This is a genomic window from Pseudomonas sp. RGM 3321 (assembly GCF_022836805.1).
GTDB lineage: Bacteria > Pseudomonadota > Gammaproteobacteria > Pseudomonadales > Pseudomonadaceae > Aquipseudomonas.
On record NZ_JALHBH010000121.1, the window covers coordinates 1 to 15826 of the forward strand.

The following is a 15826-nucleotide window of genomic DNA, read 5'->3' on the forward strand; positions in this document are numbered from 1 at the left end:
GCGTCGCACGATAGTCGAGGTTAAGGCATGTCGGCGGAGCGTCGTACGGTAGTTGAGATTATCGTTCCTCACGCTCCAGCGTGGGAATGCCTTGCATGACGCTCCGCGTCACAGATCTGTGCCGCACTGCATACTCAAGAGAGGACGCAGAGCGTCCAGAACGGCATGCGACGCGGAGCGTCGCACGATAACCGAGATTAAGGCATGCCGACGCGGAGCGTCGCACGATAATCGAGATTAAGGCCTGCCGACGCAGAGCGTCGCACGATAGTCGATGCGGCACGATAGCCCTATCAATGGGGTGTGCGTTGTGCCTTGTCAAGGAAGGTCCAGGCCACGAAGCGGCTTTGTTTCTGGCCCTGGCCCATCTCGACTACTTTCACCTCAAGCGCGTTGGCTTTTTTCAGGGCGCTCTGGATCGGTGGCAGGTTGGATGCCTTGGACACCAGGGTGCTGAACCACACCACCTGGCCCGGCAATGTGGCGCTTTCCTGGATCAGTCGGGTCACGAAGCCGATCTCGCCGCCTTCGCACCACAGCTCCTGAGATTGCCCGCCGAAGTTGAGAACCGGCAGCTTGCGCTTGGGATCAGCCTTGCCCAGTGCGCGCCATTTTCGTTGGCTGCCAAGCTGCGCCTCATCCAGCGAAGCATGGAATGGAGGGTTGCAGAGGCTCACGTGGAAGCGTTCGCTGCTGTCGAGCAACCCGAGCAGGATCTGCTTGCGGTTGTCCTGCTGGCGCACGCTGATGGCCTTGCTGAGGCCGTTGGCCTTCACAATCGTAGTGGCTGCGGCGATGGCCGTGCTGTCGATGTCCGAACCAACGAACTGCCAGCCATAGTCGCTATGCCCCAACAGCGGGTAGATGCAATTGGCTCCGGTGCCGATATCCAGCGCCCTGATGGATGCGCCGCGTGGGATCACGCCTTCATTGTCCTCGGCCAGCAAGTCGGCGAGGAAGTGCAGGTAGTCCGCACGCCCCGGAATCGGCGGGCACAGGTAGTCGGCCGGAATGTCCCAATGGGCGATGCCATAGAACGCTTTGAGCAGCGCGCGATTGAACACCCGCACCGCCTGCGGATTGGCAAAGTCGATGCTTTCCTTGCCATACGGATTGAGGATCACGAACGCTGCCAGTTCGGGGCTGGATTTGATCAGCTTCGGAAAGTCGTAATGACCCTGATGACGATTGCGCGGGTGCAAGGTAGCCTTTTCACGCGGTGCGACCGGTCTGGCTGGCCGCTGAGGCTTTTTGCGCGGTGGTTTGCGGGTATCGGTCATGGGTTCGATGGTCAGCCGTGATGTCGAGTACAGAAATTCAGATAATAAAAAGCCAGCCCATGGTCGGGCTGGCTTTTCTGGCCACCTTACAGGCTGGCGATGCGTGCGTGTTGCTCAGCCAGCTTGCCCAGTGCCTGTTCGGCTTCGGTCAGTTTGGCGCGTTCCTTGGCGATGACTTCAGGCGGTGCCTTGTCGACGAAGGCGGCGTTGGACAGCTTGCCGCCGACGCGTTGCACTTCGCCTTGTAGACGCTGGATTTCCTTGTCCAGACGCGCCAGTTCGGCCCCTTTGTCGATCAGCCCGGCCATTGGCACCAGCACTTCCATGTCACCGACCAGTGCAGTGGCCGACAGTGGCGCTTCTGCACCCTCGGTCAGTACGGTCATCGATTCCAGCTTGGCCAGCTTCTTGAGCAGGTAATCGTTTTCGCTCAAACGACGCAGATCTTCGGCGCTGACGTTCTTGAGGAACAGCTGCAGCGGCTTGCCCGGACCGATGTTCATCTCGCCACGGATGTTACGCACGGCGAGCATCAGGCCCTTGAGCCATTCGATGTCGTCTTCGGCCGCCTGATCAATGCGTGCTTCGTTGGCAACCGGCCACGGTTGCAGCATGATGGTCTTGCCTTCCGCGCCCGCCAGCGGCGCGAGGCGCTGCCAGATTTCTTCGGTGATGAACGGCATGAACGGGTGCGCAAGGCGCAGTGCGACTTCGAGCACGCGTACCAGCGTACGGCGTGTGCCACGCTGACGTTCGACCGGTGCGGTTTCATCCCACAGCACAGGCTTGGACAGCTCCAGATACCAGTCGCAATACTGGTTCCAGATGAACTCGTACAGCGCCTGGGCCGCGAGGTCGAAGCGGAACTGGTCCAGCTGGCGAGTCACTTCGGCTTCGGTGCGCTGCAATTGCGAGATGATCCAGCGATCAGCCAGCGACAGTTCGACCGCTTCGCCGTTCTGGCCGCAGTCTTCACCTTTGTCCAGCACGTAGCGCGCAGCGTTCCAGATCTTGTTGCAGAAGTTGCGATAGCCTTCGACGCGGCCCATGTCGAACTTGATGTCGCGACCGGTGGATGCCAGCGAGCAGAAGGTGAAGCGCAGGGCATCCGTGCCGTAGCTGGCGATGCCGTCGGCGAACTCCTGGCGGGTCTGCTTCTCGATCTTCTTCGCTAGCTGCGGCTGCATCAGGCCACTGGTGCGTTTCTGCACCAGCGTTTCGAGGTCGATACCGTCGACGATGTCCAGCGGGTCAAGGACGTTGCCCTTGGACTTGGACATCTTCTGGCCTTGGCCATCACGCACCAGGCCGTGCACGTAAACAGTCTTGAACGGGACTTGCGGCGTGCCGTCCTCATTCTTCACCAGGTGCATGGTGAGCATGATCATCCGGGCAACCCAGAAGAAAATGATATCGAAGCCGGTGACCAGCACGTCGGTGGAGTGGAAAGTTTCCAGTGCCTTGGTCTTTTCCGGCCAGCCGAGCGTGGAGAAGGTCCACAGGCCTGAGCTGAACCAGGTGTCGAGTACGTCGTTGTCCTGCTGCAGCGCGATTTCCGGGCCCAGATTGTTCTTGGCGCGAACTTCGGCTTCGTCGCGACCGACGTAAACCTTGCCGGACTCGTCGTACCAGGCCGGAATGCGGTGGCCCCACCAGAGTTGACGGCTGATGCACCAGTCCTGGATGTCACGCATCCACGAGAAATACATGTTTTCGTATTGCTTGGGCACGAACGCGATACGGCCGTCTTCGACAGCGGCAATCGCGGGCTCGGCCAATGGCTTGGTGGAGACGTACCACTGATCGGTCAGCCACGGCTCGATGATGGTGCCGGAACGGTCACCTTTCGGCACCTTCAGGGCATGATCGTCGACGCTTACCAGCAGGCCGGCGGCGTCGAACGCAGCCACGATTTGCTTGCGCGCTTCAAAACGGTCCAGCCCGGCGTAGTCCGCAGGCAGGCTGCCGTCGACGCTTTCGTTCAGCGTGCCATCAAGGTTGAACACCTGAGCGGCGGGCAATACGTTGGCATTCTTGTCGAAGATGTTCAGCAGCGGCAGGTTGTGACGCTTGCCGACTTCATAGTCGTTGAAGTCATGCGCCGGAGTGATTTTCACGCAGCCGGTGCCGAACTCGGGATCGCAGTAATCATCCGCGATGATCGGGATGCGGCGGCCTACGAGTGGCAGTTCGACGAACTTGCCGATCAATGCCTTGTAGCGCTCGTCCTGTGGGTTCACCGCAACGGCGGCGTCACCGAGCATGGTTTCCGGGCGAGTGGTGGCAACGATCAGGTAATCCAGACCTTCGGCGGTTTTTGCACCGTCGGCCAGCGGATAGCGCAGGTTCCACAGATGGCCTTTCTCGTCGTGGTTCTCCACTTCAAGGTCGGAAATCGCGGTGTGCAGCTTGGTGTCCCAGTTGACCAGACGCTTGCCACGGTAGATCAGGCCGTCTTCATGCAGGCGCACGAAGGCTTCCTTCACGGCGTCGGACAGGCCGTCGTCCATGGTGAAGCGCTCGCGGCTCCAGTCGACGGACGAGCCCAGACGGCGGATCTGACGGCTGATGTTGCCGCCAGACTCGGCTTTCCATTCCCAGATCTTGTCCAGAAACTTCTCGCGGCCCAGCTCATGACGGCTCACGCCTTGCGCTTCAAGACGACGCTCCACCAGCATCTGCGTGGCGATACCGGCGTGATCGGTGCCCGGTTGCCACAGCGTGTTGCGACCTTGCATGCGACGGAAACGGATCAGGGCGTCCATGATCGCGTTATTGAAGCCGTGGCCCATGTGCAGGCTGCCGGTGACGTTCGGCGGCGGGATCATGATGGTGTACGAGTCACCCACGCCTTGCGGAGCGAAGTAGTTTTCGGACTCCCAGGTCTGATACCAGGAAGTTTCGATGGCGTGCGGCTGGTAAGTCTTGTCCATGCGCGGCGGGAACCTGTGGCATTGATTCGGAAACCGGTAAGTATAGACCTGACGGCCAGCGACAAGCCATAAGCGCCGGGCCACAACTGGCAGATCTGTCAGTTGGCGGCGAGTGGGGCGAGGGGCATGATCGGGTGTTCAAGCATTGATCACAGGACGGATGCGGCCATGAGCAAGACTTCGGAAAGCAGGCGCGTACTGTGCCGATATCGCTATGACGCGCTGGATCGTATTGCCGTCGTCCATCCCGGAGCACAGGGTGCAGTGTCGCGTTTTTATCAAAAGAACCGTTTGACGGTCGAGATACAGGGCGCGGTGCGACGTCGTGTGTTTCACGGCGATGATCGCTTGTTGGCTGAGTATGAAACGGACGGCTCCATCACTCGGGTCGACCTGCTGGGCACCGACAGGCAAAGCAGTGTGCTGTGTGCGGTGAGTTCAGAGGGGCGGCAGCCGTTTGCTTATAGCCCTTACGGACATCGCGCGCAGGGCGGCCCGTTTTCCGGCTTCAATGGCGAGCGTGCGGACCCTGTGACCGGGCATTACCTGCTGGGTAACGGCTACCGCGCGTTCAACCCGGTGCTGATGCGTTTCAACCGGCCAGACTCGTTGAGTCCATTTGGGCGGGGAGGACTGAATGCGTATGCCTACTGTCAGGGTGATCCGTTTAACAGGAGCGATCCGGATGGGCATATCTCATCGTTCAGGGTGCTTGGGCTGACCATGTTCCCTAAGAAATCTCTTTTCCAACGTCTTCCCAACGAAGTATTGGCAAAGATAATCGAAAACCTGCCGTTAAAAGGTGCAAACAATTTGGCGGAAACATCCCGTTCAATGCGTGAAAAGGTATTCGGGCTGATAAAAAAACCGTGGATCAATGTAGGCGATCCAGACGAACTGTTGACTATTCGCAAAATTTTGAGCAACAAGACAGACCTTTCGCCCGCCATGCTCAAAAATGACACCTTCAAAGCACAGTTCGAACGCGCAGCGGCGAACATCAAGCAAGGAATGGACAAAGAGATCAAAAGCCTTGGTCGCCGAGCACAATCAATTCTTGATGACGTGGCGCGCGTGCCGGGCGCCAGTTATTCCCAATTTCAAAATGCAGTAGCTCGAAATCGACGAGCCCATGCAGCCTCCATCGAAATACTGGAAAGTATTGATGGAGTAGTGGGCGAACATAGGCGACTGGACGAACGCTTGAATTCACTTATTCATCGTGAGGCAGACATGGGGCGGTTGGTAGCCAGCATCCGCGCTGAACTGAATCGACGCTAGCAGAGTGCCCAGACATTTAAGCGTCAGGTTCCAGGCTTCACTTCTGCTGCTGCGCCAATAACCGCTCCAGCCTTGCCTCCAGCCGGCGCTTGATCTCGTTTTCGATATGCGGGGCGAAGTCGGCGATCACGTCCTGCAGGATCAACTGCGCGGCGGCACGCAATTCGTTGTCCAGATGCAGCAGGGCATCCGGGTTCGGCAGTGCTTGAGGCTGGGTAGGCTGTTGAACGGTCTGAAGCTGCTCGACAGGTGCGGATTGCACATCAGGCGTCAGCGTCGGGATGTCGTCTGCGTCGACGTCCTGTTGATACGCCGCGTCGGGGCGAGCGCCGACCACATCGAATAACAGAGGAATCTGGCCTTCCGGACGAGCCGGGTCGTTCGGCAGCGGGGAGTGTGCGGGGTCATCGCCGAGCAATTGGCGGATCGATTCCAGATCGTTCAGCAAATGCGCGGATTCAGCTTTTTTTGAAGTATCCATCGTGTCCTCAAAGGCGCTGCAGTCGGTGATCTTGCGGAGGATAGCCCTGTTCACGGTATGAACGGAAACTCTCGCGTGCGGCAAGACGTATGGCCGGGTCTTCGACAACCACTTCCGCCACGCGGGCGAAGCGTTTGAAGAAGGCCGGAATGCTCAGGTCGAGGTTGACCAACAGGTCCTCGTGAGCGCCCGAGTCGTCACCCAGACCCAGCACCACGGGGGCATCGGAGTCGTTCTCGGCGTCGCCGTGGGGCAGAAACACTTCACCCCTGAAGCGCCAGAGCCGGGCATCAAGATCTTCACGCTGCGCTGCATCGCTGCAATGCAGATAGACCTTGTGGCCCAAACGCCAGGCTTTTTCCGTTAGTTTGCAGGCAAAGTCCAGGCGCGCGGCAGGATCGGCGCTGGGCAGGATGTAAAAATCGACTTGGGTCATACAGGTTCCAGAACCAGTGGCGTATCGACCGTGAGGCCGACACGCCAGGGTGTCTTTTTATACGCCAGCGCGGTCGAGCAAGTACTGGGTCAGCAGCGGAACCGGACGTCCGGTGGCGCCTTTTTCCTTACCGCCGCTCAGCCACGCAGTGCCGGCGATGTCCAGGTGAGCCCAGTCATAGGCCTTGGTGAAGCGCGACAGGAAGCAGGCCGCCGTGATGGTGCCGCCTTTCGGGCCACCGATATTGGCGATATCGGCGAACGGACTATCGAGCTGCTCCTGATACTCATCGAACAACGGCAACTGCCAGGCACGGTCATCCGCCTGTTTGCCCGCGTCGAGCAACTGATTGATCAGCGCGTCATTGTTGCCCAGCAGGCCGGAAGTGTGGCCGCCCAGTGCAACGACGCAGGCGCCGGTCAGGGTTGCAATATCGATGACCGCCTGCGGCTTGAAACGCTCGGCGTAGGTCAGTGCATCGCACAGCACCAGACGGCCTTCAGCGTCGGTGTTGAGGATTTCGACCGTCTGGCCACTCATGGTAGTGACGATGTCGCCGGGACGTGTCGCGGTGCCGCTCGGCATGTTTTCGGCGCAGGCCAGAATACACACCAGATTGATCGGCAGTTTCAGTTCCAGCACAGCGCGCAGGGTGCCGAACACGCTGGCAGCGCCGCACATGTCGAACTTCATCTCGTCCATGCCCGAGGCAGGCTTGATGCTGATGCCGCCGGTGTCGAACGTAATGCCTTTACCGACCAGCACGAAGGGCTGGTCGCCTTTTTTGGCACCCTGATAGTTCATTACGATCAGGCGAGGTGGCTGGGCGCTGCCTTGAGCCACTGCGAGGAAAGAGCCCATGCCCAGTTCGGCCAGCTTCTTCTCGTCGTGAACTTCCACTTTCAGATTCTTGTGTGCCTTGCCCAACGCCTTGGCTTCTTCGCCCAGGTAGGTCGGGTGGCAGATGTTAGGTGGCAGATTGCCCAGGTCGCGGGTCAGTGCCATGCCGGTGGCGATAGCCTTGGCGTGAGTGGAAGCGCGCTCGATGTCAGCTATGCGGACCTTGTCGGTCAGCAGGGTGATTTTTTTCAGGGCGCGAACTTCGGCTTTCTGGGTCTTGAAGCGGTCGAAGACGTACTCGCCATCCGCCAGGGCCTCGACCAGCAGGCGAGCCGTGCCGTAGGTGTCGCGGTTTTTCACTGACAGGTCATCTAGCGCAATCGCAGCGTCGCTGCCACCCAGGCCTTTGAGGCAGGTCAGGGTTGTGCCGACGATTTTTTTCAGTTGGCGGTCCGACAGTTCGCCTTCCTTGCCGGTGCCGATCAGCAGAACGCGCTCGGCCTTGATGTTGGGCAGGTTGTGCAGCAGCAGGCTCTGGCCGACCTTGCCCGCCAGATCACCGCGTTTGAGAATGAGGGAGATGGCTCCGCCGCTGAGGATATCGACAGCCTGGGCAGCACCAACCAGTACACGGCTTTCGCCGACGGTGACCACCAGCGTTGCGGTTTTCAAGGTTTCTGGGCTTACGCTTTTAACAACCAATTCCATGTGGGGTCCCCGAGTAGACGATGAGAGTCGCAATATGAATGATGTACGCGGCATGGCCTGAGTGTTTTCAAGGAAGATGCCCGCGGTAAGCCTTGCAGTTTGACCCCGCTGCACGACTGCTGACAACCCCGTAGCGCCGCCTGCTTTGCGTGTATGTGCGAACTATCCCCGGTGCGCAGTGACAGAAACACACAATCACAGGATAATGCCGCATATTTTTTGATGCCCACGCCTTTTGCCGGCGTGAATCTCTGGTTGCCGTGGCTCACAATTTTTCCCTGTTTGGCTGCCTGAGCCTGACAACTCTGGAGTGTCTGGTTTGATTGTCTTCCGTTATCTGTCCCGAGAAGTGCTGCTTACCTTGAGCGCGGTCAGCGCCGTGCTGCTGGTGTTCATCATGAGCGGACGTTTCATCAAGTACCTGGCGCAGGCCGCGTCCGGTGCGCTCGATCCGGGCGTGCTGTTCCTGATCATGGGCTTCCGCCTGCCAGGCTTTCTGCAGGTAATTCTGCCGCTGGGCCTGTTCCTCGGCATCCTCATGGCTTACGGGCGCCTGTATCTGGAAAGTGAAATGACCGTGCTGGCCGCCACCGGCATGAGTCAGCAGCGGCTGCTTGCCATCACCATGGGGCCTGCCACGCTGGTCGGGCTGCTGGTCGCCTGGCTGAGTTTCAGTCTGGCTCCACAGGGCGCTACCCAATTTTCTCTGCTGATCAACAAACAGGATGCCATGACCGAGTTCGACACCCTGGTGCCGGGCCGTTTTCAGGCGCTGCGTGACGGTACGCGTATCACTTACACCAAGGAGCTGTCGGAAGACCGCTCGCAACTTGCTGGTGTGTTCATCTCTGAAAAACGCATGTCCGGCGACAAGAGCAAGGACAACGGTATTACCGTGCTGGTTGCAGAGAAGGGCCATCAGGAGGTAAGGCCCAATGGCAGTCGCTTCCTGATCCTCGAAAACGGCTATCGCTACGATGGCAATCCTGGTGCGGCTGATTATCGTGTGATCAAGTACGACACTTACGGGGCGATGCTGCCCAAACCGGAAATCAGTGAAGAAATCACCGACCGTGAGGCCATTCCGACCAGCGAACTGATCGGCAACCCGGCACCGCGCTCCGTCGCCGAGCTGCAATGGCGTATTTCGCTGCCGCTGTCGGTGTTCATCGTCACGTTGATGGCTATTCCGTTGTCGCGCGTCAATCCGCGTCAGGGCCGTTACCTGAAGCTTTTGCCGGCGATCCTTCTGTACATGTCTTATCTGGCCATTCTGATCTCGGTGCGCAGTTCGCTGGAGAAAGGCAAGCTGCCGCTCAGCCTTGGCATGTGGTGGGTGCACGGCATCTACCTGTGCATCGGTCTGGTGTTGTTCTACTGGGAGCCTCTGCGTCTGAAGATGGCGAGTCGTCGCAGCGTCACGGAGGTGACTCGTGGTCAAGCTTGATCGATACATCGGTAAAAGCGTATTGCTGGCGATTCTTGCGGTTCTGGGAATCATTCTGGGGCTGGTTTCATTGTTCGCGTTCATCGACGAGATGGGCGATATCAGTGACACCTACACGCTGGTGGATGCCCTCAGCTACGTCATGCTGACCGCGCCGCGGCGGGTCTACGACACGCTGCCAATGGCTGCCCTGATCGGTTGCCTCATTGGTCTGGGTACGCTGGCCAGCAGCAGCGAACTGACCATCATGCGTGCAGCAGGTGTGTCCATCGGGCGCATCGTCTGGGCGGTCATGAAGCCGATGCTGCTATTGATGGTCGCCGGTGTACTGGTCGGCGAGTACGTGGCTCCCTACGCCGAGAACCAGGCTCAGGCCGCTCGCTCGCTGGCTCAGGGCTCGGGTGATGCGCAGAGCGCCAGGCATGGTCTGTGGCACCGTCAGGGTGACGAATTCATCCACATCAACACCGTCCAGCCCAATGGTCTGATGCTCGGCGTGACACGTTATCGTTTTGACGATCAACGCCACATGCTGACGTCCAGCTTTGCCAAAGAGGCCAACTTCAAGACCGATTACTGGGAGTTGAAGGACGTCAGTACCACGCATTTCAATGACGGCCGCACCGAGGTCATCAATACACCGGTCGAGCGCTGGGATGTAGCGTTGAGCCCGCAATTGCTGAGCACGGTGATCATGCCGCCCGAGTCGCTTTCGATCAGCGGTCTCTGGAACTACGCGCATTATCTGGCTGATCAGGGCTTGAGCAATGGCCGCTACTGGCTGGCGTTCTGGACCAAGGTATTGCAACCGGCTGTGACAGTGGCGCTGGTGCTGATGGCAATCTCGTTCATCTTCGGCCCGCTGCGCTCGGTTACGCTGGGGCAACGTGTGTTCACGGGGGTGGTGGTTGGCTTTACCTTCCGCATCATTCAAGACCTGCTCGGTCCGTCCAGCCTGCTGTTCGGTTTCCCGCCGTTACTGGCCGTGCTGATGCCTGCTGCGGCCTGTGCGCTGGCCGGGGTGTATCTGCTGCGCCGCGCCGGATAGCGTTGCATAGTCGTAGTGAAAAAGCCGACCTCGAGTCGGCTTTTTCATGGGCGTACTCATGCGCCTGCTGAGCGAATCACACATGCAAAAAAGCCTCTGACATCGCTGTCAGAGGCTTTCTGTACGGACGAGAGTGTGTCGTATCAGGCTTCGGCTTGAACTTCGTCAGCCTGCATGCCTTTCTGGCCCTGTACGGCAACGAAGGTAACTTTCTGGCCTTCTTTCAGGCTTTTGAAGCCGTTACCCTGGATGGCGCGGAAGTGTACGAACAGATCCGGCCCGCTCTCAGGAGTGATAAAACCAAAACCTTTTTCATCGTTGAACCACTTGACGGTACCGCTCTGACGATCAGCCATTTTCTTATTTCCTTGACGCTTGACTTGAATTGGTTACAGCCTCTTTCACACGAAAGAGCAGTGGGGCTGGTTGCAGGAAGTAAGAAACGTAGAACGGGTTGTAGCAAACCTAGAGCTACTGCCCAGGTCCAGATTCGGCGACCCATGCAAACACAGTCCGGAAACTCTACGCCAACTCTCGTTACAAATACAACCCCCCTGCCTTGTACCCTGTTTCCGGGGGGTAGAGCGTTATGCCCGGCGTGTTTGCCTGCTGTGCACGGTGTCTGGTCTGTCATAACATTTTGCACTTTATAGGTGCATTTTTGGCATATACAACAGACTGTTCACTCGGTTGAAACACGGCCGAAACAGTGGTGTGTAACAGCACCTGCGCAACAGCGAAGTATTGCTGTTTTTTTGACGCCGTTGTTTAGCCGCGAAAGTAACGTTGTGCAACGAAAGGCATTTTTGCAACACGCATGGGCACTTTCTTGCCGCGCACCATTGCCCAGACCTGTGTATCCAGCGTGGTGTAAGCGTTCTTCAAATAACCCATGGCCAGCGGGCCAGCCAGGCTCGGGCCAAAACCGCCGCTGCAGACAGTGCCGATGACAGTGCCCTGTTCATCGACGATTTCTGTGCCCTCACGCACTGGCGTGCGCTCTTCGGGAAGCAGGCCGACACGTTTTTTGGCGACACCGTTCTGTTGCTGGGCAAAGACCTGCTCTGCTCCCGGGAAGCCGCCTGCACGTGCACCGTCGGCGCGACGCACTTTGGAAATAGCCCATAACAGGCTGGCCTCCACCGGTGAGGTGTCGGTGTCCATGTCATGACCGTACAGGCACAGACCTGCTTCCAGTCGCAGCGAATCACGTGCGCCCAAACCTATCGGGGCAACTTCCGGCTCTTCCAGCAGGCGGCGCGCCAGGGCTTCAGCCTGTTCGGCCGGTACTGAAATTTCATAGCCGTCTTCGCCGGTATAGCCCGAGCGGCTGACATAGCATTGAACGTCCAGCAGCTTGACGCTGGCGAACTGCATGAAGGTCATCTTCGCCACTTCCGGCGCAAGGCGCGCCAGCACCGTGACAGCGGCCGGACCTTGCAGGGCGAGCAGGGCCCGCTCTTCGAACAACGGTTCGATAGTGCAATGCCCCGCCAGGTGCATGCGCAAGTGCGCCAGGTCCTGATTCTTGCAGGCCGCGTTGACCACCAGCATCAGTTGATCATTACCGAGATTGGCAACCATCAGGTCATCGAGAATGCCGCCAGCATCGTTGGTGAACATCGCATAGCGTTGCATGCCGACTGGCAGGTCAATGATGTCCACTGGCACCAGGGCCTCAAGGGCCTTGGCAGCATCTGCACCGGTAAGGCGAATCTGCCCCATGTGCGAGACGTCGAACAGGCCGGCCTGTGCGCGAGTGTGCAAATGTTCTTTCATCACGCCAGCCGGGTATTGCACGGGCATGTCGTAGCCAGCGAAGGGCACCATCTTCGCGCCGAGTTCGCGGTGAAGGGCGTGCAGGGGAGTGGTCAGCAGGGTTTCTGTGGACATGTTCAATTCCTTGTTGAGCGGGCCATGCAGAACGGCATTGCCTGCGCGCACTCACTATCGAGCTACGCACAGGGATGCCAGGGCACGGGCTATCAGGCTTCCTGATAGCTCTCGATGGACGGGCAGGCACAGACCAGATTGCGGTCGCCGAAGACGTTGTCGACACGGCCGACCGGAGGCCAGTACTTGTTCTCGGTCAACGAAACAACTGGATACACCGCCTGTTCGCGGCTGTAAGGATGGCTCCATTGGCCGACGATTTCCGCAGCGGTGTGCGGGGCGTTTTTCAACGGGTTGTCGTCTTTGTCCAGTGTGCCGTTTTCAACCGCGCGTATTTCTTCACGGATCTTGATCATGGCGTCGCAGAAACGGTCCAGTTCTTCTCTGGACTCGCTCTCGGTTGGCTCGATCATCAAGGTCCCGGCAACCGGGAATGACATGGTAGGGGCATGGAAGCCAAAGTCGATCAGACGCTTGGCCACGTCATCGACGCTGATGCCGCTGCTGTCTTTGATAGGGCGCAGGTCAAGGATGCATTCGTGGGCAACCAGCCCGTTGGTGCCGGTGTACAGCACCGGGTAGTACTCTTCCAGGCGGCGCGAAATGTAGTTTGCGTTGAGGATCGCCAGTTGCGAAGCGCGTTTGAGGCCTTCGCCGCCCATCATGCGGATGTACATCCAGGTGATTGGCAGGATGCTGGCGCTGCCGAACGGGGCTGCGCAGACTGCGCCTTCCTTGCGCTCCATGCGCGCATGGCCCGGCATGAACGGTGCGAGATGGGATTTGACGCCGATCGGACCAACGCCTGGGCCGCCGCCGCCATGGGGGATGCAGAAGGTCTTGTGCAGGTTGAGGTGCGATACATCGCCACCGAATTTGCCCGGAGCGCACAGGCCGACCATGGCGTTCATGTTGGCGCCGTCAATGTAGACCTGACCACCGTTGTCATGAACGATGCCGCAAATTTCACGGATGCCTTCTTCGAATACACCATGGGTCGACGGGTAGGTGATCATGATCGCCGCAAGCTGGTCGCGGTGCTGAACGGCCTTGGCGCGCAGGTCTTCGATATCGACGTTGCCACGTGCATCGCAGGCGGTGACCACGACACGCATACCGGCCATGTTGGCTGTGGCCGGGTTGGTGCCGTGTGCCGATGAAGGGATCAGGCAGATATCGCGATGCTCATCGCCACGGCTCTGGTGATAAGCGCGGATGGCCAGCAGGCCGGCATATTCACCCTGCGAACCGGCGTTCGGTTGCAGCGAGATCGCGTCATAGCCGGTGGCGGCACAGAGCATGGCCTCCAACTCGTCGGTCAGTTGTTGATACCCGGCACTTTGCTCGGCCGGGGCGAACGGGTGCAGGTTGCCGAATTCGGCCCAGGTCACCGGGATCATTTCACTGGCGGCGTTGAGCTTCATGGTGCACGAGCCTAATGGGATCATGGTGCGGTCCAGCGCCAGGTCCTTGTCAGCCAGCTTGCGCAGGTAGCGCATCAGTTCGGTTTCAGAGTGGTAGCGGTTGAACACCGGGTGGCTGAGGATTGCCGACCGGCGCAGCAGCGCAGCGGGCAGGCGCGACGGGACGCTGGCTGTCAGTGCGGTGAAGTCCGGCAGGTTCTGACCGTCGCTGGCGAAGATTTCCCACAGCGTTTCAACTGCCGACTGCGAGGTGGTTTCGTCCAGTGACAGACCCAGATGCTGGTCGTCGATTTCACGCAGGTTGATGTGCCTGGCGCGAGCCGCTGCGTGTAGCGCAACGGTCCTGCTGCCGGTGTTCAGGGTCAAGCTGTCGAAGAAGAATGCCTGCTCGGCCTTCAGACCCAGCGTGCTCAAGCCTTCGGCAAGGATCGCGGTCAACTGGTGAACGCGCCTGGCGATCTGTGTCAGGCCGCGCGGGCCATGGTAGACGGCGTACATGCTGGCGATGTTGGCCAGCAGAACCTGTGCAGTGCAAATGTTGCTGGTGGCCTTCTCGCGACGAATATGCTGTTCGCGGGTCTGCATGGCCAGACGCAGGGCCTGCTTGCCGTGGCGGTCCACCGACACGCCGACCAGGCGGCCCGGCATGTCGCGCTTGAAGGCATCGCGGGTCGAGAAGTAAGCCGCATGCGGGCCGCCGAAGCCCAGCGGTACACCGAAGCGTTGTGCGCTGCCGATGGCCACGTCGGCGCCAAATTCGCCTGGCGGGGTCAGCAACGTCAGGGCCAGCAAATCGGCAGCCACGGCGACCAGCGCGTTGGCAGCATGGAAACGTTCGACCAGCTCGCGGTAATCGAACACGTCGCCGTTGCTGGCCGGGTATTGCAGCAGCGCGCCAAAGTAATCGCTGACGTCGCCCAACTCGGCTTCATCCGCCACCACAACGGTGATGCCCAATGGCTCGGCACGGGTACGCAACACATCAAGTGTCTGCGGGTGGCAGTGGCTGGAGGCGAAAAACTGCTGGCTGCCTTTGTTCTTGCTCAAGCGTTTACAAAAGGTCATTGCTTCGGCAGCAGCGGTTGCTTCGTCGAGCAAGGACGCATTGGCAATCGGCAGGCCGGTCAGGTCGCTGATCAGCGTCTGGAAATTGAGCAGCGACTCCAGACGGCCTTGGGAAATCTCTGGCTGGTAGGGCGTGTAGGCGGTGTACCAGGCCGGGTTTTCCAGCAGGTTGCGCAGAATGGGGGCCGGCGTGTGGGTGTTGTAGTAACCCTGGCCGATGTAGGTCTTGAACAACTGATTCTTGCCAGCGATGGCCTTGATGGACGCCAGCGCATCGGCTTCGCTCTGCCCCGCAGGCAGGTTCAGCACGCTGGTGCCCTTGATGCTTTCCGGGATAACGCTTTCGCTCAGCGCTTCAATGGAGTCGAAGCCCAGCGTCTGCAACATGGCCTGTTCGTCGGCAGCGCGCGGGCCAATGTGGCGGGCGATGAATTCGTTGGCAGTGGTCAGTTCAATATGGTCAGTCATGGCGTGCTCCTCAGGCTTGGGCGTTGGCTTTGATCAGGCGGTCGTAGGCGTCCTGATCCAGCAGGCCGTGGATGGCGTCGGCATCCTGTGGAATGAAACGAAAAAACCAGCCTGCACCGAGAGCGTCTTCATTGACCAGCTCCGGCGTGTCATCGAGGACTGAATTGACCTCGACCACTTCACCGTCCAGAGGCATGTTGATGCTGCTGGCGGCTTTCACCGATTCCACCACTGACACTTCAGCGTGCTGAGTGTAGGCCTGCAAATCCGGGAGCTGCACGAAGACTACGTCGCCCAGCGATTCTTGCGCATAGGGCGTGATGCCGACCGTAATGCTGCCGTCGGCTTCGGCACGCAGCCATTCATGGTCAACGGTGAATCGCAACTCGCTCATACAAACTCCTCGGAGAACAGGGCTCGCGCAGCACGCGAACAATATGAGCCATGACCTAGCAATTTAGCGGCCATGTTTTATTTTTCTTTTTAAATCAATTGGTTGTATGTTCTTTGGCTACGCTTGAC

At 59.1% G+C, this 15826-nt stretch carries 12 protein-coding genes; 3 read left to right on the forward strand and 9 right to left on the reverse strand.

What is annotated here, in order from left to right; all coding sequences use genetic code 11:
• Nucleotides 1-293: 293 nt before the first annotated feature.
• A complete protein-coding gene (gene rlmF / locus RGM3321_RS25510) occupies nucleotides 294-1280 on the reverse strand; it encodes a 23S rRNA (adenine(1618)-N(6))-methyltransferase RlmF (RefSeq protein WP_244395366.1) in 987 nt (328 codons plus the stop codon).
• 86 nt (nucleotides 1281-1366) lie between these two features.
• Nucleotides 1367-4213, reverse strand: coding sequence for a valine--tRNA ligase (locus tag RGM3321_RS25515; RefSeq protein WP_244395367.1), 2847 nt, complete (start codon nucleotides 4211-4213; stop codon nucleotides 1367-1369).
• 168 nt (nucleotides 4214-4381) lie between these two features.
• Between RGM3321_RS25515 and RGM3321_RS25520 the strand changes: the two genes are divergently transcribed.
• On the forward strand, nucleotides 4382-5494 hold the full coding sequence (locus RGM3321_RS25520) for an RHS repeat-associated core domain-containing protein (protein ID WP_244395368.1): 1113 nt from the start codon (nucleotides 4382-4384) through the stop codon (nucleotides 5492-5494).
• Between the two features lie 37 nt (nucleotides 5495-5531).
• On the opposite strand, the gene RGM3321_RS25525 is transcribed toward RGM3321_RS25520, so the two are convergent.
• From RGM3321_RS25525 to RGM3321_RS25535, 3 genes are read right to left on the reverse strand one after another with little or no spacing between them, the layout of a single operon-like run.
• Entirely contained in the window at nucleotides 5532-5975 is a 444-nt protein-coding gene (locus RGM3321_RS25525) for a DNA polymerase III subunit chi (protein WP_244395369.1), read from the reverse strand.
• Between the two features lie 7 nt (nucleotides 5976-5982).
• The gene (locus RGM3321_RS25530) at nucleotides 5983-6411 is read right to left on the reverse strand and encodes a DNA polymerase III subunit chi (protein ID WP_244395370.1); all 429 of its coding nucleotides are present in this window, start codon (nucleotides 6409-6411) and stop codon (nucleotides 5983-5985) included.
• Nucleotides 6412-6468: 57 nt separating this feature from the next.
• Nucleotides 6469-7959: a leucyl aminopeptidase gene (locus RGM3321_RS25535; RefSeq protein WP_244395371.1), complete on the reverse strand. Its 1491-nt coding sequence runs from the start codon at nucleotides 7957-7959 to the stop codon at nucleotides 6469-6471.
• Nucleotides 7960-8278: 319 nt separating this feature from the next.
• On the opposite strand from RGM3321_RS25535, the gene lptF reads away from it, so the two are divergent.
• Together lptF and lptG are read left to right on the forward strand one after the other, a co-directional pair.
• Nucleotides 8279-9406, forward strand: a complete 1128-nt coding sequence (gene lptF, locus RGM3321_RS25540; protein ID WP_244395372.1) for an LPS export ABC transporter permease LptF — start codon at nucleotides 8279-8281, stop codon at nucleotides 9404-9406.
• The gene (gene lptG / locus RGM3321_RS25545; RefSeq protein ID WP_244395373.1) at nucleotides 9393-10454 is read left to right on the forward strand and encodes an LPS export ABC transporter permease LptG; all 1062 of its coding nucleotides are present in this window, start codon (nucleotides 9393-9395) and stop codon (nucleotides 10452-10454) included. The genes lptF and lptG overlap by 14 nt, the downstream gene beginning before the upstream one ends.
• A gap of 143 nt (nucleotides 10455-10597) precedes the next feature.
• Here lptG and RGM3321_RS25550 read toward each other — a convergent pair whose 3' ends face one another.
• The 4 genes from RGM3321_RS25550 to gcvH all read right to left on the reverse strand — a co-directional run bounded on the left by RGM3321_RS25550 (nucleotide 10598) and on the right by gcvH (nucleotide 15698).
• Nucleotides 10598-10810, reverse strand: coding sequence for a cold-shock protein (locus RGM3321_RS25550; RefSeq protein WP_002552288.1), 213 nt, complete (start codon nucleotides 10808-10810; stop codon nucleotides 10598-10600).
• A 412-nt stretch (nucleotides 10811-11222) separates the two neighbouring features.
• The gene (gene gcvT, locus RGM3321_RS25555) at nucleotides 11223-12347 is read right to left on the reverse strand and encodes a glycine cleavage system aminomethyltransferase GcvT (protein ID WP_244395374.1); all 1125 of its coding nucleotides are present in this window, start codon (nucleotides 12345-12347) and stop codon (nucleotides 11223-11225) included.
• A gap of 92 nt (nucleotides 12348-12439) precedes the next feature.
• Entirely contained in the window at nucleotides 12440-15304 is a 2865-nt protein-coding gene (gcvP, locus tag RGM3321_RS25560) for an aminomethyl-transferring glycine dehydrogenase (RefSeq protein ID WP_244395375.1), read from the reverse strand.
• Between the two features lie 10 nt (nucleotides 15305-15314).
• A complete protein-coding gene (gene gcvH / locus RGM3321_RS25565) occupies nucleotides 15315-15698 on the reverse strand; it encodes a glycine cleavage system protein GcvH (RefSeq protein ID WP_002552291.1) in 384 nt (127 codons plus the stop codon).
• Nucleotides 15699-15826: the final 128 nt, after the last annotated feature.